This is a genomic window from Pseudomonas sp. EZ-C24, assembly GCF_014525325.1.
GTDB classification, from domain to species: domain Bacteria; phylum Pseudomonadota; class Gammaproteobacteria; order Pseudomonadales; family Pseudomonadaceae; genus Aquipseudomonas; species Aquipseudomonas shirazensis.
On the sequence record NZ_JACDIU010000002.1, the window covers coordinates 1 to 18,795 of the forward strand.

Sequence of the window (18,795 nt, forward strand, 5' to 3'; positions counted from 1 at the left end):
GCGGCCCCAATATCTTCAGCCTGCAATCAAGCTCAGAACAGTACGCGCGAGCGGATAGTGCCCTTCACGTGCTGCAGTTTTTCCTGAGCCAGATCCGAATACTCGGCATCGACGTCGATCACCACGTAGCCAACCTTCTCGTCGGTCTGCAGGAACTGACCGGAGATGTTGATTCCGTTTTCGGCGAAGACCTTGTTGATCTCGCTGAGCACGCCCGGGATGTTTTCGTGGATGTGCAGCAGGCGGTGCTTGCCTGGGTGGGCCGGCAGGGCCACTTCCGGGAAGTTGACCGACGACACCGAAGTACCGTTGTCGCTGTACTTGACCAGCTTCTCGGCGACTTCCAGGCCAATGTTGGCCTGCGCTTCGGCAGTCGAGCCACCGATGTGCGGGGTGAGGATGACGTTGTCCAGGCCACGCAGCGGGCTTTCGAACTCGTCATCGTTGGAGCGCGGCTCCACCGGGAATACGTCGATGGCGGCGCCGATCAGGTGCTTGTCCTTGATCGCGTTGGCCAGGCTTTCCAGCACGACCACAGTACCGCGGGCGGCGTTGATCAGGATCGAGCCCTTTTTCATCGCGCGGATTTCTTTCTCGCCGATCATCCACTGGGTCGATGGCAGCTCAGGGACGTGCAGGGAGACGATGTCAGCCAGACCCAGCAGTTCGTTGAGGCTAGCCACCTGCGTGGCGTTGCCCAGCGGCAGCTTGGTCAGCGGGTCGTAGAAGTACACCTGCATGCCGACGCTTTCGGCCAATACCGACAGCTGGGTGCCGATCGAGCCGTAGCCGACGATGCCGAGCTTCTTGCCGCGAATCTCGAACGAATTGGCCGCGCTCTTGATCCAGCCGCCGCGGTGGCAGGCAGCGTTTTTCTCGGGGATGCCGCGCAGCAGCAGGATCGCTTCGGCCAGGACCAGCTCGGCCACCGAACGGGTGTTCGAGTAAGGCGCGTTGAACACGGCAATGCCGCGCTCGCGAGCAGCGCCGAGGTCGACCTGGTTGGTGCCGATGCAGAAACAACCTACCGCCACCAGCTTCTTCGCGCAGTCGAAGATTTCTTCGGTCAGTTGGGTCCGCGAGCGGATACCAATGAAGTGCGCGTCGGCGATCTTTTCCTTGAGCTCGGCTTCGGGTATTGAACCGGTCAGATACTCGATGTTGGTGTAGCCGGCAGCCTTGAGGGTATCGACCGCGTTCTGATGCACACCTTCAAGAAGAAGGAACCGGATCTTGCTCTTGTCGAGAGAAGTCTTGCTCATCTGCGTAAACCTGTATCCCGGAGAAATAATGGCGAGGAGGTGAAGCGGCGCGGCGTCGGCCTTAGCACGAACAGCGGGAGGGCTATGCTAGCATACGCGACACAATCTGAGCTCCCACCGACAGGTGAAGAGTGCTCAGGGTGACTATGAATAAGTCGAGAGTTCCGGCGATGACCCATCCTGCGGTAATGGAAGAGCTGCTGACCCTGGTCGACCCTGGCAAGGTGCTTACCGACCCTGCTTCGCTGGAGGCATACGGCAAGGACTGGACCAAGCATTACCCGCCTGCGCCAAGCGCGATTGTGCTGCCCAAGACCATCGAACAAGTGCAGGCCATTGTCGCCTGGGCCAATCGCCATCAAGTTGCGCTGGTGCCCTCCGGTGGCCGCACTGGCCTGTCCGCCGGGGCCGTCGCTGCCAACGGTGAAGTGGTGGTGGCCTTCGACGCCATGAACCAGGTGCTCGCCTTCAATGAGTTCGACCGCACCGTGGTCTGCCAGCCTGGCGTGATCACTCGTCAGTTGCAGCAGTTGGCCGAAGAGCGCGGTCTTTATTATCCGGTCGACTTTGCTTCGTCAGGCTCCAGCCAGATTGGCGGCAACATCGGCACCAATGCCGGCGGGATCAAGGTGATCCGCTATGGCATGACCCGCAACTGGGTGGCCGGCATCAAGGTCGTCACTGGCAAGGGCGAGCTGCTCGAGCTGAACAAGGACCTGATCAAGAACGCCACCGGCTATGACCTGCGCCAGCTGTTCATCGGTGCCGAGGGCACCCTGGGGTTTGTCGTCGAGGCGACCATGCGCCTCGACCGGGCGCCACGCAACCTCACGGCGATGGTTCTTGGCACCGCTGATTTCGACTCGATCATGCCGGTGCTGCACGCGTTTCAGGGCCGGCTGGACCTGACCGCCTTCGAATTCTTCTCCGACAAGGCCCTGGCCAAGGTCATGGGCCGCGGCGATGTCCCGCCGCCGTTCGCTACCGCCTGCCCGTTCTATGCACTGCTGGAATTCGAAGCCAGCAACGAGGACGTGGCCAATGACGCCCTGGCTACCTTCGAGCACTGCGTCGAGCAGGGCTGGGTGCTGGATGGGGTGATGAGCCAGAGCGAGACCCAGCTGAAAAACCTGTGGAAGCTGCGCGAGTACATCTCCGAAACCATCTCGCACTGGACGCCGTACAAGAACGACATCTCGGTCACCGTTTCCAAGGTGCCGGCCTTCCTGCGTGAGATCGATGCCGTGGTCGCCGAGCATTACCCGGACTATGAAGTGGTCTGGTATGGCCATATCGGCGACGGCAATTTGCACCTGAACATCCTCAAGCCCGCTGACATGAGCAAGGACGATTTCTTCGCCTCCTGCGCCAGGGTCAACAAGTGGGTGTTCGAGATCGTCCAGCGCTACAACGGCTCGATCTCGGCCGAGCATGGCGTCGGCATGACCAAACGTGACTACCTCGGTTACAGTCGCTCAGCGCAAGAAATCGCCTGCATGAAGGCAATCAAGGCCGTTTTCGACCCTAACGGCATCATGAATCCGGGTAAGATCTTCGCTCCTGAATAAAAGCAGCCAGCACAAGGAATCGGCCATGAGTTACCAGCACCAGTATGTAGACGGCACGCGCATCCACTTCCCGCTGGGCAAAGTGGTCTGCATTGGGCGCAATTATGCCGAGCACGCCAAGGAACTGGACAACCCCATCCCGAGCGAGCCACTGCTGTTCATCAAGCCTGGCAGCTGCGTGGTGCCTCTGGCGGGCGGCTTCAAGATCCCGAGCGATCGTGGTGCGGTGCACTATGAAGCCGAAATCGCCGTGCTGCTGGGCAAGTCCCTTTCGGCCAAGCCATCGGTAGAAGAAGTGCTCGACGCCATCACCGGTTTTGCCCCGGCGCTGGACCTGACCCTGCGTGACGTACAGGCCAAACTCAAGGAAAAGGGCCTGCCGTGGGAGCTGAGCAAGAGCTTTGATGGCGCCTGCGTACTGCCGCCGTTCGTGGCCGCCAGCGCATTCGACGACCTCACCGACATCCCGGTACGCCTGACCATCAATGGTGCCGTGCGCCAGGACGGCAGCAGCGCGCTGATGCTCAACCCGATCGTGCCGATGATCCAGCACATGGCCGCGCAGTTCTCGCTGCAGGCCGGTGATGTGATCCTGACTGGCACCCCAGCTGGGGTCGGCCCGTTCGAGGCCGGTGACGAGCTGGTGCTGGAACTGCCTGGCGTGTGCCGCTTCGAGAGCAAGGTGCTCTAAGGGGCTGTTTGCCTAGCGCGCTGGCTCCATGGTGGAGCAAATCCCCAGAGCGGGAGCCAGCGCGATGTTTATGCAAGGCTTGTCATTTTTTTCACAAACGATCTGGATAATGCGGCTACCCGAAAGCCCATTCGCCGCGGCCAAACCCTGCTCGGCTGTCTCAGGAATCTCCTGCCATGACGTCATCCAGCGCTTCAACTCCCCCTTCCCGCAAGCGACGCCTGTTCCTGCGTTGGCCCTTTTTGCTGGGTGTCGTGGCGGTGATCGGTTATGGCGTGGTGTTCGCCATGCACTGGGATGACCGTGGCCTGCTCTGGGTCAAGGAGCGCTTCGAAACCACCGGCGAGCGCAGCGAAAGCATCTGGCTGCCGGACTACACGGCCGACATCGATGCCAAGGTGCTGCCCGGCATGAACGATGACGAAGCCTCTGACCTTGCCTACAACCCCCGGACCAAAACCCTGTTTGCGGTGATGGGCAAGAACCCGTTTCTGGTCGAGCTGACGCTGGACGGTGACGTCTTGCGCAAGATGCCGTTGCATGGCTGGTCGAACCCGGAAGGCGTGGCGGTGCTTGAGGGTGACCATCTGGCCATTGTCGATGAGCGCAACCATGAGCTCACCCTGGTTATGGTCGGGCCTGAGACCCGCGAGCTCAAGCGTGAGGATTTTCGCAGCTACGACCTGGGTGAGTCAGCCAATCAGAACAAGGGTTTCGAAGCCGTTGCCTGGGACCCGCTGCGCCAGCGTCTGCTGTTCGGCGAGGAGCGTCCACCGCGCTTGTTCACCTGGGCCACCGATGGTCGCAGCCCGCTTACAGGTACCAAACAGCCGGTGCCTAGCGAAGAACTCGACCTGCGCAACTTGTCGGGCATGAGCATCGACCCGCGTACCGGTCACACACTGCTGCTGTCGGCTGATTCGAACATGCTGCTGGAACTGGATGAAACCGGCGGGCAAGTCAGCTTCATGACCCTGCTCGGTGGCTTCAACGGTCTCAAAGACCGTATCCCGCGCGCTGAAGGCGTGGCCATGGATGAGCACGGCACCTTGTACATGGTCAGCGAGCCGGATCTGTTCTACCGCTTCAAGAAGAAATAACGGCAAAGGCAATGATGGCATTAAGCTTGTCTTCAGCTGATCGTGATTAGCTTTGCCTCCCATTCACCGAGTTTGCCTCCATGCGCCGTTATCTCCGCTTGCCTGTGCTGTTGCTGCTGTCAGTTGTTGTCGTGTTACTGGCGATCGGCGTCAAGGGTTATGAATCGCGACTGTTCGAGCGCGGCTGGTTCAACCTCAAGACCTGGTGGCAGCCGGCCGAGCAAAGCATCGGCCTGGACCGTTATAAGGTGGTGCTTGAAGGACAGGTCATTGAGGGCCTGGATGACGATGTATCGGCGCTGACCTTCGACCCTGATCGTAAAACCCTGTTTACCGTCACCAACAAACGCTCCGAGCTGATCGAACTGTCGTTGGACGGGCGCATTCTGCGCCGCGTGCCGTTGACCGGTTTCGGTGATCCAGAGGCAGTCGAGTACATCGGCCCCAACAGCTACGTGATTACCGACGAGCGCCTGCAACGGCTGATCCGGGTGCGTCTGGATGACAACACGCGCTTTCTCGACGCCAACGACGCCGAGCAGCTCAGCCTGGGCATCGGCCTGAACGGCAACAAGGGCTTTGAGGGCCTGGCCTACGACTCGGCCGGCAAGCGCCTGTTCGTGGCCAAGGAGCGCGATCCGATGGTGATTTATGAGGTGCGCGGCTTCCCCCACGATAATCCCGAACAGCCTTATTCGGTGCAGGTCGACCAGGACCGCAAGCGCGATTCGCGGTTGTTCGTGAAGGACTTGTCGAGCCTGCAGTTCGATGAGCGCAGCGGCCATCTGCTGGCGCTGTCGGATGAATCACGGCTGGTGGTGGAGCTGGATGTGAAGGGCAAACCGCTGAGTACGCTGTCGCTGCGCAAGGGTTCGCAAGGCCTGCAGAAGACGGTGCCGCAGGCGGAGGGGATTGCCATGGATGATGCCGGGACGATCTATCTGGTCAGCGAGCCGAACCTGTTCTACGTGTTCAAGCAGCCGGTTGACTGAGTAGCGCAGCCCACGGCCACCTTGAACAGGTGCCGTGGGCGCGTCGCTGTTTACTCGGCGGTGAGAGTCTTGACCCCTTCGGCGGTGCCGAGCAGCAGCACATCGGCCGGGCGCGCGGCGAACAGGCCGTTGGTGACCACGCCGACGATGGCGTTGATCTGCCGCTCGAGCTCGACCGGGTCTGTGATCTGCATGTTATGCACATCCAGGATCACGTTGCCGTTATCGGTCAGCACGCCTTCGCGGTAGACCGGATCGCCGCCCAGCTTGACCAGCTCGCGGGCAACGTGGCTGCGCGCCATCGGAATCACTTCGACCGGCAGCGGGAACTCGCCTAGCACCGGCACCAGCTTGCTGCCGTCGGCGATGCAGATGAAGGTCTTGGCCACGGCGGCGACGATCTTCTCGCGGGTCAGAGCTGCGCCGCCGCCCTTGATCAGGTTCAGGTGCGCGTCGCTCTCGTCGGCGCCGTCCACGTAGAACTCCAGCTCGCTGACGCTGTTCAGCTCGTACACCGGAATACCATGGCCCTTGAGGCGCTGGGCAGTGGCCTCGGAGCTGGCGACCGCGCCATCGAAGGCGCCTTTGTGCTGAGCCAGGGCGTCGATGAAGAAGTTGGCAGTCGAACCGGTGCCGACGCCAACGACGCTCTTGTCGTCCAGCTTGGGCAGAATGAGATCGACAGCGGCCTGGGCGACGGCCTGTTTCAGTTGGTCCTGGGTCATGCGGGCTCCGAGTGGGGCTGGGGAGTTTCGAGAGGCGCACAGTATAGCGGCAAGTGCCGGCAAAACCTCGGCTTTGCTGTGGTCCGCCGACGTGGCGCTGGGGTAGACTCGCAGGCCTTGTCCCGCGGCCAGTGATGCTTTCCCGATGCTCGAACAGTACGTCAAGATGATCCTCACCTCGCGCGTGTACGACGTTGCCGTCGAAACGCCGCTGCACAGTGCCGGCCAGTTGAGCAAGCGCCTGAACAATCAAGTGCTGCTCAAACGTGAAGACCTGCAGCCGGTGTTCTCGTTCAAGATCCGCGGGGCGTACAACAAGCTGGCGCAATTGACTGCCGAAGAGCTGGCCCGTGGCGTGGTCACTGCCTCCGCCGGCAACCATGCCCAGGGCCTGGCCCTGGCTGCGCGCGAGCTGGGCATCAAAGCCACCATCGTGATGCCCAAGACCACCCCGGAAATCAAGATCGAAGGCGTGCGCTCGCGTGGCGGCAAGGTCGTCCTGCACGGCGACTCGTTCCCCGAGGCGCTGGCCTATTCGCTCAAGCTGGTGGATGAAAAGGGCTTCGTCTATATCCACCCCTACGATGACCCGCATACCATCGCCGGCCAAGGCACCGTGGCCATGGAAATTCTGCGCCAGCACCCGGGCCGCCTCGACGCGATCTTTGTGCCGGTCGGCGGCGGCGGTTTGATTGCCGGCATCGCTGCCTACGTCAAATATCTGCGCCCGGAAATCAAGGTGATCGGCGTCGAGCCGGACGACTCCAACTGCCTGCAGGCGGCCATGGCCGCTGGCGAGCGAGTAGTGCTGCCGCAAGTCGGGCTGTTCGCCGATGGCGTTGCGGTCGCGCAGATCGGCCAGCACACCTTTGATATCTGCAAGCTGCACGTGGACGAGGTGATCACGGTCAGTACCGATGAAATCTGCGCGGCGATCAAGGATATCTACGACGATACCCGCTCGATAACCGAGCCTGCCGGCGCTTTAGGCGTTGCCGGGATCAAGAAGTACGTGGAAATGAGCGGTGTCAGTGGTCACACACTGGTCGCCATCGACTCCGGCGCCAACGTCAACTTCGACCGCCTGCGCCACGTGGCCGAGCGCGCCGAGCTGGGCGAGAAGCGCGAAGCGATCATCGCCGTGACCATCCCCGAGCGGCCGGGCAGCTTCAAGGCCTTCTGCGAGGCCATCGGCAAGCGCCAGATAACCGAATTCAACTACCGCAAGCACACCTCGGACGAGGCGCACATCTTTGTCGGCGTGCAGACCCATCCCGATACCGACCCGCGCGCCGCGCTGGTGCAGCAGTTGATCGAGCAAGGCTTCCCGGTTATCGACCTGACCGACAACGAACTGGCCAAGCTGCACATTCGCCATATGGTCGGCGGCCATTCGGCGCGGGCCCACGACGAGATCGTGCTGCGCTTCGAATTCCCCGAACGGCCGGGGGCGCTGTTCAACTTCCTGACCAAGCTGGGCGGGCGCTGGAATATCTCCATGTTCCACTACCGCAACCATGGCGCCGCAGACGGGCGCGTGGTGGCCGGCTTGCAGGTGCCCGAAGACGAGCGTCATCTGGTGCCGGCAGCGTTGGCCAAGATTGGCTACCCGTACTGGGATGAAAGCGAAAACCCGGCCTACCGGCTGTTTTTGGGTTGAGGGGCTAAGCTAGACCTCGAGAGGCTTCTCGGCGCGGTGCTGTATCAGCCAGCCGCGCCAAGGCCCGCACGCGCAACCCAAGGATCTGCACATGGAATACCTGACCACCCTGAAGACCGTGCACGTTGTCGCCACCGTGCTGTTGCTCGCCTGCGCCCTGGGCCTGGCCATCTACACCTGGCGGCTGCGCCAGCGCAGCGATGCTGCGGTCTATAGCCAGTTGCTGCGCCGCCCCCTGCTGTTTGTCTGGCTGTTGCTCGGCGTGTGCCTGGTGAGCATGCCATTCACCGGCTGGTGGCTGGTGCACCTGGTCGGCTGGCCGCTGGGGCAGACCTGGCTGTTGGCCTCGAGCGTGATCTACACCGTCGGTGCGCTGAGTGTGTGGTGGCTGCTGATCCGCCTCAACCGCTTGCGCCGGGCTGAGCCTGGCAGCCTGCGCCTGACCTTGGCACTGGCCGTGTTCAGTGCGGTGTGCTTTGTCTCGATTGCGGGCCTGATGGGCGCCAAGCCGGTCTGAGGCAGCCCGCAACAGCCCCATTTCACAGGGAATTTCACCTGGCTGCACATAAGCACGGCAGGCGCGTTGCTGCGCTTGTGAGCTTTGTGGAACAATGCGGCAATATGCGTTTTCGAGGTTGCTGCCGTGATCGACCCGGATGGATTTCGCCCCAACGTCGGTATCATTCTCACCAATGATGCTGGACAGGTGCTTTGGGCTCGACGGATCAACCAGGATGCCTGGCAATTTCCCCAGGGCGGTATCAACCCTGATGAGACGCCGGAAGATGCCCTGTACCGCGAGCTGAATGAAGAAGTCGGCCTGGAGCGTGACGATGTGCAAATTCTTGCCTGCACCCGCGGCTGGTTGCGTTATCGTCTACCCCAGCGGCTGGTGCGCACGCACAGCCAGCCATTGTGTATCGGCCAGAAACAGAAGTGGTTCCTGCTACGCCTGGTGAGCAACGAGCAACGGGTGCGTATGGACCTGACCGGCAAACCGGAATTCGACGGCTGGCGCTGGGTCAGCTATTGGTATCCGCTGGGCCAGGTCGTGACATTCAAGCGCGAGGTTTACCGCCGCGCCCTGAAAGAGCTAGCCCCGCGCCTGCTGACGCGCGACTGACGACGGAGTTCGACCCCGAGCCATGCTCAATACGCTGCGCAAGATCGTCCAGGAAGTGAACTCCGCCAAAGATCTCAAGACGGCGTTGGGGATCATTGTCTTGCGCGTCAAGGAAGCCATGGGCAGCCATGTCTGCTCGGTTTACTTGCTTGACCCGGAAACCAACCGGTTCGTGCTGATGGCCTCCGAAGGCCTCAACAAACGCTCGATCGGCAAGGTCAGCATGGCCCCCAACGAAGGCCTGGTTGGCCTGGTCGGTACCCGGGAAGAGCCGCTGAACCTGGAAAACGCCGCCGATCACCCGCGTTATCGCTACTTTGCCGAAACCGGTGAAGAGCGCTACGCGTCGTTTCTCGGCGCGCCGATCATCCACCACCGTCGAGTGGTTGGGGTGCTGGTCATCCAGCAAAAGGAGCGGCGCCAGTTCGACGAGGGCGAAGAAGCCTTCCTGGTAACCATGAGCGCGCAGCTGGCCGGGGTTATCGCCCACGCCGAAGCGACCGGTTCGATCCGTGGCCTGGGCCGGCAGGGCAAAGGCATTCAAGAGGCGCGCTTCGTCGGCGTACCGGGTTCGCCTGGCGCTGCGGTAGGCCGCGCGGTGGTGATGCTGCCGCCCGCCGATCTGGAAGTGGTGCCGGACAAGACCGTCGATGACATCGACGCCGAACTGAAACTGTTCAACAACGCCCTCGAAGGCGTGCGCGCCGACATGCGCAAGCTGTCGGCCAAGCTTGCCACCCAGCTGCGCCCGGAAGAACGGGCGCTGTTCGACGTCTACCTGATGATGCTCGAAGACGCTGCCCTTGGTGGCGAAGTGGTCGAAGTGATCAAGACCGGCCAGTGGGCCCAGGGCGCCTTGCGTCAGGTGGTCGGCGAGCACGTCAACCGCTTCGAGCTGATGGACGACGACTACCTGCGCGAGCGCGCCTCCGACGTCAAGGACCTTGGCCGGCGGCTGTTGGCTTACTTGCAGGAAGCCCGTTCGCAGACCCTGGTCTACGCCGAAAACACCATTCTGGTCAGTGAAGAGCTGACGCCCGCGATGCTTGGCGAGGTGCCGGAGGGCAAGCTTGCCGGTCTGGTTTCGGTGCTTGGCTCGGGTAACTCGCATGTGGCCATTCTGGCCCGGGCGATGGGTATCCCGACGGTGATGGGCCTGGTCGACCTGCCGTACTCCAAGGTCGACGGCATCGAAATGATCGTCGACGGCTACAAGGGCGAAGTCTTCACCAACCCCAGCGATGTGCTGCGCAAGCAGTACAAGGAAGTCGTCGAAGAAGAGCGCGAACTTGCCAAAGGCCTGGACGCACTGCGCGAGCTGCCCTGCGTAACCCCGGACGGCCATCGCATGCCGCTGTGGGTCAACACCGGCCTGCTCGCCGACGTCGCCCGGGCACAGCAACGCGGCGCCGAAGGGGTTGGCCTGTACCGCACCGAAGTGCCGTTCATGATCCAGCAGCGCTTCCCCAGCGAAAAGGAACAGCTGGCGATCTATCGCGAGCAGCTCGCTGCCTTCCACCCGCTGCCGGTGACCATGCGCACCCTGGACATTGGCGGTGACAAGGCGCTGTCGTACTTCCCGATCAAGGAAGAAAACCCGTTTCTCGGCTGGCGCGGCATTCGCGTCACCCTCGACCACCCGGAAATCTTCCTGGTGCAAACCCGCGCCATGCTCAAGGCCAGCGAGGGCTTGAACAACCTGCGCATCCTGTTGCCGATGATCTCCGGCATCCATGAGCTGGAAGAAGCCCTGCACCTGATCCACCGTGCCTGGGGCGAGGTGCGCGACGAAGGCACCGACGTACCGATGCCGCCGGTGGGGGTGATGGTCGAAATCCCGGCAGCGGTGTACCAGACCAAAGAGCTGGCGCGTCAGGTCGACTTCCTCTCGGTTGGCTCCAACGACCTGACCCAGTATCTGCTGGCGGTCGACCGCAACAACCCGCGGGTCGCCGACCTGTATGACTACCTGCACCCGGCAGTGCTGCAAGCCGTGCAAACCGTGGTGCGCGATGCCCATGCCGAAGGCAAGCCGGTGAGTATCTGCGGCGAGATGGCCGGTGACCCGGCGGCAGCGATCCTGCTGATGGCGATGGGCTTTGACAGCCTGTCGATGAACGCCACCAACCTGCCCAAGGTCAAGTGGATGCTGCGTCAGGTCAACATGAGCAAGGCCAAGGAACTGCTGGCCGACGCCATGAGCCACGACAACCCGCAAGTTATCCACAGCTCGCTGCAGCTGGCGCTGAAGAACCTCGGCCTGGCGCGGATGATCGGGCCTGGCGCGAACAAGACCCTCTAAGCCAAGGATGCTGGTGGCCCTGCTCAGACCGCCAGCTCGACCTCACCCAGATGCCCGCCGTAGGGACCAAAGCTGCGTTCGAGCATGCGCCGCTGCCCCGACTTGTGCACAAGCAGCACTGTGCTGGCGCGGGTGCCGTAGTTCTGGCTGGCAATGAATGCGCTCGACAGCAGCCGCTCGGTGGCCAGGCCAACGCCGGTGTCCGGCAAATCGGCGTCCAGCGCAGGCTGAGCGTTGCCAAGCAAACCCAGCAGCCGCTGCGGGTCGGCCTCGTCGAGCAACTCGCGCAGGCCTTGGCGGGTCTGCACCAGCTTCGGCCACGGCGTATCCAGCCGTGCATTGGACAGCCCATAGACGCCCGGCTCAAGCAATTGCGGCGCTGCGTCAGAGGCGTGCAGATAGCCCAGCTGCTGCTCGTCGCCAATCAACAGATTGAAGCCTGAGTACTCGCTGCTGCGGCTAGCCACCTGCTCAAGGTATTGCTTAACGCCGAGCTCGCCGCGCAGGTAACCAGCCACCAGTTCACCGCGAGAGCGCAGGCCTTGTGGCTGGCGCGGGTCACGGATATTGGTCAGCGCCGCGAAGCGCCCGTTCGGACCAATCCCCAGCCAACTGCCGCCGGCCTCGAGGTCGCGCCCGGCGTACACCCCCGGTGCGTCGTCCCACGCGCCCAGCGCCTGACTGGGGCGGGGATAGAACTCGTCACGATTGGCCGCAACGATCAGCGGCAGGGCATGCCCCGGCCGCCAGGCAAATACGATCAGGCACATGGCGTAGCCTCTGGTTTTTGCTCACTCTACCCACTGCATCGAGCACTGGCCATCAGCTGACACAGACTTCACTAGAGCCACAAGGCCAGCTTCCGTTACCATGCCGGACTGAATTGTAATGGGGTCGGCGAATGGAGTTCGTACTCTACCTGCTGTTGGGCGCCTGCGCCGGCGTCCTGGCCGGGCTATTCGGCGTGGGCGGCGGGATCATCATCGTGCCGGTGCTGGTGTTCAGCTTCACCTTGCAGGGCTTCGAGCCCTCGGTGCTGACCCACCTGGCCGTCGGCACCTCGCTGGCGACCATCATCTTCACATCGATCAACGCCGTGCGTGAGCACCAGCGCAAAGGCGCGGTGCAATGGTCGGTCTTTGTCTGGATGACCGTTGGTATCCTGATCGGTGCGGGTATCGGCGCCAAAACCGCTTCGTTGATCCAGGGCCCGATGCTGCAGAAGATCATTGGCGTGTTTGCCCTGGTGGTCGCCGCGCAGATGGCCCTCGACCTCAAACCCAAGGCCAGCCGTGGCATCCCTGGCAAGCCTGGGTTGTCGGTTGCCGGCGTGGTAATCGGTTGGGCCTCGGCAATCTTTGGCATCGGTGGCGGCTCGCTGACCGTGCCGTTCCTGACCTGGCGCAGCCTGCCGATGCAGCAGGCGGTGGCGACCTCATCTGCCTGCGGCTTGCCCATCGCCCTGGCCAGCGCCCTCAGCTTCATGCTGCTGGGCTGGGACGACAGCCACCTGCCGCCGCACAGCCTGGGTTACGTGTACCTGCCGGCACTGCTTGGCATTGCCCTGACCAGCATGTTTTTTGCCCGTTATGGCGCGCGCCTGGCGCACAAGCTGTCGCCGCGCCTGCTCAAACGTCTGTTCGCCGCGTTGCTGTTCTGCGTCGGCCTGAGTTTTTTGATTTAGCTGCCTGATTTGATCGAGAGGAATCACCATGCTGCCTTACCCGCAGATCGACCCCGTGGCCCTGGCCATCGGGCCGCTGAAAATCCATTGGTACGGCCTGATGTACCTGATCGGCATCGGCGGTGCCTGGCTGCTGGCCTCGCGCCGGCTGAACCGCTTCGACCCGACCTGGAGCCGCGAGAAGCTCTCTGACCTGGTGTTCTGGCTGTCGATGGGGGTAATCGTCGGCGGACGCCTGGGCTATGTACTGTTCTATGACCTGCACGCCTACCTGGCCAACCCGACGCTGATATTCGAAGTGTGGAAGGGCGGCATGTCGTTCCACGGCGGCTTTATCGGCGTGATGCTGGCCGCGCTGTGGTTCGGCAAGCGCAACAACAAGTCGTTCTTCGAGCTGATGGACTTCGTAGCGCCGCTGGTGCCGATTGGCCTGGGTGCCGGGCGCATCGGCAACTTCATCAACGCCGAGTTGTGGGGCAAGGCGACCGACGTGCCGTGGGCGATGGTCTTCCCGCCGTTCAGCGACCCGGCGCAACTGCCGCGTCACCCGTCGCAGCTGTATCAGTTTGCCCTCGAAGGTGTGGCATTATTCCTGATCCTTTGGCTGTACTCGCGCAAGCCGCGCCCGACCATGGCCGTGTCCGGCATGTTCGCGCTGTTCTATGGCATCTTCCGCTTCATCGTCGAGTTCGTGCGTGTGCCTGATGCCCAGCTTGGCTACATCGCCTTTGGCTGGTTGACCATGGGCCAGTTGCTCTGCCTGCCGATGATCATTGGCGGCATCGTGCTGATCTGGCTGGCCTACAACCGCAAACCCACGGCCAACGCCGCGGTCTGATTTTCACGGCAGGGGCGATCCCCCTGCCGTTCTCGTTACAGGTAAGTCATGAAACAGTATCTAGATCTGGTCCGCGACGTCATCGACAACGGCACCCTGCAGAGCAACCGCACCGGCGTGCGCACCATCAGCCTGCCCGGCGCCATGCTGCGCTTCGACCTGCAGAAAGGCTTCCCGGCCGTGACCACCCGCCGCCTGGCGTTCAAGTCGGCCATCGGCGAGATGGTCGGTTTTCTGCGTGGGGTGAAAAACGCCGGCGAGTTCCGCGAGCTGGGCTGCAAGGTCTGGGACCAGAACGCCAACGAAAACGCCCAGTGGCTGGCCAACCCGTTCCGTCAGGGGCATGACGACCTCGGCGAAATCTACGGCGTGCAATGGCGCCAGTGGCCAGGCTACAAGCGTGTGCCGCTGAGCAACCCGGCAGCCATCGCCATGGCCGAGCAACAAGGCTTCCGCCAGATCGCCCAGGACGAAGAAGACGGCCAGGCGTTCGTCATCCTCTACAAAGCCATCGATCAGGTGCGTCAGTGCCTCGATACCATCGCCAACGACCCGGGCAGCCGGCGCATCCTGTTCCACGGCTGGAACTGCGCCCAGCTCGACGAAATGGCCCTGCCGCCGTGCCACCTGCTGTACCAGTTTCACCCCAATGTCGAGACCAGGGAAATCTCCCTGACCCTCTACATCCGTTCCAATGACCTCGGCCTGGGCACGCCATTCAACCTCACCGAAGGCGCTGCGCTGCTGTCGCTGTTCGGCCGCCTGACCGGCTACACCCCGCGCTGGTTCACCTACTTCATCGGCGACGCCCATGTGTACGAGAACCACCTGGACATGCTCAACGAGCAGTTCACCCGCGAGCCTTTGCCGGCACCCAAACTGGTGATCAGCGACCGCGTGCCTGAGTTTGCCAAGACCGGGGTGTACGAGCCGGAGTGGCTGGAGAAGATCGAGCCGAGCGACTTCAGCCTGGAAGGCTACGAGCATCACCCGCCACTGACGGCGCCGATGGCGGTGTGATTTGGATTGGTCGCGGGGTCAGGTGCCCCGCGATATTCCTGATCAATGCCCATGACTCCTGCCCACATGCGAGTGCTCGGTCTCTGGCACTGACACCGCACCATTCACCTCCAACTGCTGCAGAATCGCGCATTCCGCCCCGGGTGCGGTGCAGCGTTGGCGCAATTCCACCAGTTGCTCCTGCAGTGCCAGCAGGCCGTCGATGCGGGCCTGGACGTGGTCGATGTGCTCGTCGATCAGCGCGTTGACGCTGCCGCATTGGCCCTCCGGGCTGTCGCGCAGGCGCAGCAGGCTGCGGATCTCGTCCAGGGTCATGTCCAGCGTACGGCAGTTGCGGATGAAGGTCAGGCGCTCGACGTGGGCCTGGGTGTACAGCCGGTAGTTGCCGTCACTGCGGGCGGGCTCGGGCAGCAGTTGCTCGCGCTCGTAGTAGCGGATGGTCTCGACGGCGCAGTCAGTGGCTTTGGCCAATTCCCCGATTTTCATCACGAATCCTCTGCAGATGGCTTGACCCTATAGTGGCTACAGGGTGTTCACTTGGCAATAACTACCCTGTAACCGAGCGTCTTTGCCGCGCAAAGCCTGCTCAAGGGATCGGCGCATCAGCTAAGGACGACTCCATGAACCAGCCTGTCAGCCATGACCACGCGCATGACCATGACGCCCATGACCACGGCCATGAGCACCAGCATGCGCATGCCGCCAAGAGCGCTTGCCAAGACACCAAGGCCCACAGCTGCTGTGGCGGCGAGCCTGCGCCTGCGCTGGTGCAACTGACCGAGCAGGCCAGCAGCGATGCGCAGCTCAGCCGTTTTCGCATCCAGGCCATGGACTGCCCGACCGAGCAAGGTCTGATCCAGGACAAGCTGGGCAAGATGGCCGGTATCGAGCAGCTTGAATTCAACCTGATCAACCGTGTGCTCGGCGTGCGCCATACGCTGCAAGGCACGGACGCAATCGAGCGGGCGATCGACAGCCTGGGCATGCGCGCCGAGCCGCTGACTGACGATGAAGACAGCACAGCTGCGCCTGCCGCCAAGACCCGCTGGTGGCCGCTGGCACTGTCGGCAGTGGCGGCGATTGCCGCCGAAATCGTGCACTTCAGCGCGCTGGCGCCGGAGTGGGTGGTGGCCTTGCTGGCCTTGGCAGCCATTCTTGGCTGTGGTCTGGGCACCTACAAAAAGGGCTGGATCGCCCTGAAAAACCGCAACCTCAACATCAACGCGCTGATGAGCATCGCGGTGACCGGCGCCGTATTGATCGGCCAATGGCCCGAGGCGGCGATGGTGATGGTGCTGTTCACCGTTGCCGAGTTGATCGAAGCGCGCTCGCTGGACCGCGCCCGCAACGCCATCGGCGGCTTGATGCAGCTGACCCCGGATATGGCCACCGTGCAGCAGGCCGATGGTCAGTGGCTTGAGGTGGAAGTGCGTGGTGTAGCGCTCGGTGCGTCGGTGCGGGTGCGTCCTGGCGAGCGCATCGGCCTCGACGGGGAAGTGCTCAGCGGGCAATCGAGTGTCGATCAGGCGCCGATCACCGGCGAAAGCCTGCCCGTGGAGAAGGTTGTCGGCGACAAGCTGTTCGCTGGCACCATCAACCAGGAAGGCGCGCTGGAGTACAAAGTTACTGCCCTTGCCGGCCAGTCAACCCTGGCGCGGATCATCAAGGCTGTGGAAGAGGCGCAGGGCGCGCGTGCGCCGACCCAGCGCTTTGTTGATCAGTTCTCGCGCATCTACACCCCAGTGGTGTTTGCCCTGGCCCTGGCCGTGGCGATTCTGCCGCCGCTGCTGATGGGCGGCGTCTGGTTTGACTGGATCTATCGCGCACTGGTCCTGCTGGTAGTGGCGTGCCCATGTGCACTGGTGATTTCGACCCCGGTGACGATTGTCAGTGGCCTTGCCGCTGCAGCGCGCAAGGGCATTCTGATCAAGGGCGGGGTGTATCTGGAGGGCGGGCGCAAGCTGGACTTCCTGGCCCTGGACAAGACCGGCACGATCACCCATGGCAAACCGGTGCAGACCGATTTCAGCGCGCTTGATCCGCTCTTTGCAGACCGCGCCCAGGCGCTGGCTGCCAGCCTCGGCGAGCGCTCCGACCACCCGGTATCGCGGGCCATCGCGCAGTTTGCCCAGGCGCAGCAACTGCCGTTGAGCGACGTCAGCAACTTTGCCGCGCTGTCCGGGCGCGGTGTGCGTGGCGAGATCGACGGCCAGCTGTATCATCTGGGCAACCATCGCCTGGTCGAAGAGCTGGGTTTGTGCTCGCCGCAACTGGAAGCGCAGCTCGATACGCTGGAGCGCCAAGGCAAGACCGTGGTTCTGCTGCTCGATCGCAGCGGCCCGCTGGCGCTGTTTGCCGTAGCCGATACGGTCAAGGACAGCAGCCGCCAGGCGATTGCCGAATTGCATGAGCTGGGTATCAAAACGGTCATGCTGACCGGTGATAATCCGCACACCGCGCAAGCGATCGCTGCCCAGGTAGGTATCGACCGAGCCGAGGGCAACCTGCTGCCAAGCGACAAGCTGAAGACTATCGAAGCGCTCTACGCCCAAGGGCACCGGGTCGGCATGGTCGGCGACGGCATCAACGATGCACCGGCACTGGCCCGCGCTGAAATCGGCTTCGCCATGGCGGCAGCGGGAACCGACACGGCGATTGAAACCGCCGATGTGGCCCTGATGGACGACGACTTGCGCAAAATCCCGGCATTCGTCAGGCTTTCCCGCGCCAGCGCGGCCATTCTCATCCAGAACATCGTCCTCGCGTTGGGGATCAAGGCGATCTTCCTGGTGGTTACCTTTACCGGCATGGCCACCCTGTGGATGGCGGTCTTCGCCGACATGGGCGTGAGCCTGCTGGTGGTGTTCAACGGTCTGCGCCTGCTGCGCAAATAAGGGATCTGCATGCTGAGTTCCGAGCTCAAGGCCTTCTACATGGTTGCCCGCCTGGGCAGCATCACCCAGGCCGCGAAGAAGCTCGGGCTCAGCCAGCCCACGGTGACCACGCAGATTCGCCAGCTGGAAAGCCACTACGCGGTGGAGCTGTTCTACCGCGGTGGGCGCCGGCTGGTATTGAGCGAGAGCGGTGCGCGCCTGCTACCGATGGTCAAGACCTTGCTGCAGCAGGAAGCGGACATCGAGTTCGAGCTACGCAACAGCGGCCAGGCCCAGGGCAGTCTGCGCATCGCCGCCACCGCGCCGTATTACATTCTCGACCTGGTGAAAATTTTTCGCCAACGCCTGCCGCAGGTGGACGTAGCGGTGGAAATCGGCAACTCGCAACAGGTGCTGGAGATGCTCGAAGACTATCGCGTGGACGTCGCCGCATCCTCGCAACTGGTCGAGGATGCACGGCTGGTGCGGCGAGTGCTGGGCACGGACCCGCTGGTGGTGGCCGTGCACCGTAGCCATCCGTTGGCGCAACGGCAGACGCTGGCCATCGATGCCCTGGCCGGTCATTGCCTGCTGATGCGCGAGCAGGGTTCAACCACGCGGCTGATGACCGAACAGATGCTTGCCGGGCGTGGGGTCAAGGTCGGCACCTTGCTCGAGATCGGCAGCCGCGAGTCGATCCGCGAGGCCGTGCTGCGCAACATCGGCATCAGCATCATCGCCCGCCATGAGGTACCGCATAACCCCGAGCTGGCCGTGCTCACCCTGGAAGGTGCACCGGTCATGCACGAGTACCTGTATTGCCTCAAGGAGCGGCGCCAGGCGCGCCTGCCAGCGGCGTTTCTTGGTGTCGCGCAGGAAGTATCAGGTATTCAGTTGTAAGTGCTGCGGCAGGCTTCATTGCGCAAAGGCCAGCACGGCCACTCCCAAATCTGCCTA

The 18,795-nt window shown here is 62.7% G+C and carries 17 protein-coding genes; 13 read left to right on the top strand and 4 right to left on the bottom strand.

Annotation, left to right across the window (positions count from 1 at the left end; genetic code table 11):
- Positions 1 to 32: 32 nt before the first annotated feature.
- A complete protein-coding gene (serA, locus tag IDM28_RS00215; RefSeq protein WP_188035130.1) occupies positions 33 to 1,262 on the bottom strand; it encodes a phosphoglycerate dehydrogenase in 1,230 nt (409 codons plus the stop codon).
- A 170-nt stretch (positions 1,263 to 1,432) separates the two neighbouring features.
- Here serA and IDM28_RS00220 point away from each other — a divergent pair, with 170 nt between their 5' ends.
- From IDM28_RS00220 to IDM28_RS00235, 4 genes are all read left to right on the top strand, one after another.
- Complete coding sequence (locus IDM28_RS00220) at positions 1,433 to 2,830, top strand: FAD-binding oxidoreductase (protein WP_150573035.1); 1,398 nt, start codon at positions 1,433 to 1,435, stop codon at positions 2,828 to 2,830.
- A gap of 25 nt (positions 2,831 to 2,855) precedes the next feature.
- Positions 2,856 to 3,521, top strand: a complete 666-nt coding sequence (locus IDM28_RS00225) for a fumarylacetoacetate hydrolase family protein (protein WP_188035131.1) — start codon at positions 2,856 to 2,858, stop codon at positions 3,519 to 3,521.
- A 176-nt stretch (positions 3,522 to 3,697) separates the two neighbouring features.
- Positions 3,698 to 4,621: an SdiA-regulated domain-containing protein gene (locus tag IDM28_RS00230; RefSeq protein ID WP_188035132.1), complete on the top strand. Its 924-nt coding sequence runs from the start codon at positions 3,698 to 3,700 to the stop codon at positions 4,619 to 4,621.
- 80 nt (positions 4,622 to 4,701) lie between these two features.
- Entirely contained in the window at positions 4,702 to 5,613 is a 912-nt protein-coding gene (locus IDM28_RS00235; protein ID WP_188035133.1) for an SdiA-regulated domain-containing protein, read from the top strand.
- Positions 5,614 to 5,663: 50 nt separating this feature from the next.
- Here IDM28_RS00235 and rpiA read toward each other — a convergent pair whose 3' ends face one another.
- Positions 5,664 to 6,338 carry a ribose-5-phosphate isomerase RpiA gene (rpiA, locus tag IDM28_RS00240; protein ID WP_101315381.1) on the bottom strand — a complete coding sequence of 225 codons (675 nt, stop codon included), beginning with the start codon at positions 6,336 to 6,338 and terminating at the stop codon, positions 5,664 to 5,666.
- A gap of 145 nt (positions 6,339 to 6,483) precedes the next feature.
- On the opposite strand from rpiA, the gene ilvA reads away from it, so the two are divergent.
- From ilvA to ptsP, 4 genes are all read left to right on the top strand, one after another.
- Positions 6,484 to 7,998 (top strand): threonine ammonia-lyase, biosynthetic, encoded by a 1,515-nt coding sequence (gene ilvA, locus IDM28_RS00245; RefSeq protein WP_101315383.1) that lies wholly within the window; start codon positions 6,484 to 6,486, stop codon positions 7,996 to 7,998.
- A 91-nt stretch (positions 7,999 to 8,089) separates the two neighbouring features.
- Positions 8,090 to 8,515, top strand: a complete 426-nt coding sequence (locus IDM28_RS00250) for a DUF2269 family protein (protein WP_101315384.1) — start codon at positions 8,090 to 8,092, stop codon at positions 8,513 to 8,515.
- Positions 8,516 to 8,641: 126 nt separating this feature from the next.
- Complete coding sequence (locus tag IDM28_RS00255; protein WP_101315386.1) at positions 8,642 to 9,121, top strand: RNA pyrophosphohydrolase; 480 nt, start codon at positions 8,642 to 8,644, stop codon at positions 9,119 to 9,121.
- A gap of 22 nt (positions 9,122 to 9,143) precedes the next feature.
- Positions 9,144 to 11,423, top strand: coding sequence for a phosphoenolpyruvate--protein phosphotransferase (ptsP, locus tag IDM28_RS00260; RefSeq protein WP_150570401.1), 2,280 nt, complete (start codon positions 9,144 to 9,146; stop codon positions 11,421 to 11,423).
- 23 nt (positions 11,424 to 11,446) lie between these two features.
- Here the strand turns inward: ptsP and IDM28_RS00265 are convergent, their stop codons facing one another.
- Positions 11,447 to 12,193 carry an NRDE family protein gene (locus tag IDM28_RS00265; protein ID WP_188035134.1) on the bottom strand — a complete coding sequence of 249 codons (747 nt, stop codon included), beginning with the start codon at positions 12,191 to 12,193 and terminating at the stop codon, positions 11,447 to 11,449.
- A 131-nt stretch (positions 12,194 to 12,324) separates the two neighbouring features.
- Here IDM28_RS00265 and IDM28_RS00270 point away from each other — a divergent pair, with 131 nt between their 5' ends.
- From IDM28_RS00270 to IDM28_RS00280, 3 genes are read left to right on the top strand one after another with little or no spacing between them, the layout of a single operon-like run.
- The gene (locus tag IDM28_RS00270) at positions 12,325 to 13,107 is read left to right on the top strand and encodes a sulfite exporter TauE/SafE family protein (RefSeq protein WP_101315392.1); all 783 of its coding nucleotides are present in this window, start codon (positions 12,325 to 12,327) and stop codon (positions 13,105 to 13,107) included.
- 28 nt (positions 13,108 to 13,135) lie between these two features.
- Positions 13,136 to 13,945: a prolipoprotein diacylglyceryl transferase gene (lgt, locus tag IDM28_RS00275; protein ID WP_101315394.1), complete on the top strand. Its 810-nt coding sequence runs from the start codon at positions 13,136 to 13,138 to the stop codon at positions 13,943 to 13,945.
- 48 nt (positions 13,946 to 13,993) lie between these two features.
- Entirely contained in the window at positions 13,994 to 14,965 is a 972-nt protein-coding gene (locus IDM28_RS00280; RefSeq protein WP_101315396.1) for a thymidylate synthase, read from the top strand.
- Positions 14,966 to 15,007: 42 nt separating this feature from the next.
- Here the strand turns inward: IDM28_RS00280 and cadR are convergent, their stop codons facing one another.
- Positions 15,008 to 15,451 carry a cadmium resistance transcriptional regulator CadR gene (gene cadR, locus IDM28_RS00285; RefSeq protein WP_101315398.1) on the bottom strand — a complete coding sequence of 148 codons (444 nt, stop codon included), beginning with the start codon at positions 15,449 to 15,451 and terminating at the stop codon, positions 15,008 to 15,010.
- A gap of 134 nt (positions 15,452 to 15,585) precedes the next feature.
- Between cadR and IDM28_RS00290 the strand changes: the two genes are divergently transcribed.
- Positions 15,586 to 17,859 (top strand): heavy metal translocating P-type ATPase, encoded by a 2,274-nt coding sequence (locus IDM28_RS00290; RefSeq protein ID WP_188035135.1) that lies wholly within the window; start codon positions 15,586 to 15,588, stop codon positions 17,857 to 17,859.
- 9 nt (positions 17,860 to 17,868) lie between these two features.
- Positions 17,869 to 18,738: a LysR family transcriptional regulator gene (locus IDM28_RS00295; protein WP_101315402.1), complete on the top strand. Its 870-nt coding sequence runs from the start codon at positions 17,869 to 17,871 to the stop codon at positions 18,736 to 18,738.
- Positions 18,739 to 18,795 lie beyond the last annotated feature (57 nt).

Coding starts and splice junctions, on each gene's coding strand:
- IDM28_RS00220 (WP_150573035.1), top strand. CDS start 1,433: ATGACCCATCCTGCGGTAATGGAAGAGCTGCTGACCCTGGTCGACCCT.
- rpiA (WP_101315381.1), bottom strand. CDS start 6,338: ATGACCCAGGACCAACTGAAACAGGCCGTCGCCCAGGCCGCTGTCGAT.
- IDM28_RS00280 (WP_101315396.1), top strand. CDS start 13,994: ATGAAACAGTATCTAGATCTGGTCCGCGACGTCATCGACAACGGCACC.
- lgt (WP_101315394.1), top strand. CDS start 13,136: ATGCTGCCTTACCCGCAGATCGACCCCGTGGCCCTGGCCATCGGGCCG.
- ptsP (WP_150570401.1), top strand. CDS start 9,144: ATGCTCAATACGCTGCGCAAGATCGTCCAGGAAGTGAACTCCGCCAAA.
- IDM28_RS00290 (WP_188035135.1), top strand. CDS start 15,586: ATGAACCAGCCTGTCAGCCATGACCACGCGCATGACCATGACGCCCAT.
- cadR (WP_101315398.1), bottom strand. CDS start 15,451: ATGAAAATCGGGGAATTGGCCAAAGCCACTGACTGCGCCGTCGAGACC.
- IDM28_RS00265 (WP_188035134.1), bottom strand. CDS start 12,193: ATGTGCCTGATCGTATTTGCCTGGCGGCCGGGGCATGCCCTGCCGCTG.
- IDM28_RS00295 (WP_101315402.1), top strand. CDS start 17,869: ATGCTGAGTTCCGAGCTCAAGGCCTTCTACATGGTTGCCCGCCTGGGC.
- IDM28_RS00250 (WP_101315384.1), top strand. CDS start 8,090: ATGGAATACCTGACCACCCTGAAGACCGTGCACGTTGTCGCCACCGTG.
- ilvA (WP_101315383.1), top strand. CDS start 6,484: ATGCTCGAACAGTACGTCAAGATGATCCTCACCTCGCGCGTGTACGAC.
- IDM28_RS00270 (WP_101315392.1), top strand. CDS start 12,325: ATGGAGTTCGTACTCTACCTGCTGTTGGGCGCCTGCGCCGGCGTCCTG.
- serA (WP_188035130.1), bottom strand. CDS start 1,262: ATGAGCAAGACTTCTCTCGACAAGAGCAAGATCCGGTTCCTTCTTCTT.
- IDM28_RS00225 (WP_188035131.1), top strand. CDS start 2,856: ATGAGTTACCAGCACCAGTATGTAGACGGCACGCGCATCCACTTCCCG.
- IDM28_RS00235 (WP_188035133.1), top strand. CDS start 4,702: ATGCGCCGTTATCTCCGCTTGCCTGTGCTGTTGCTGCTGTCAGTTGTT.
- IDM28_RS00230 (WP_188035132.1), top strand. CDS start 3,698: ATGACGTCATCCAGCGCTTCAACTCCCCCTTCCCGCAAGCGACGCCTG.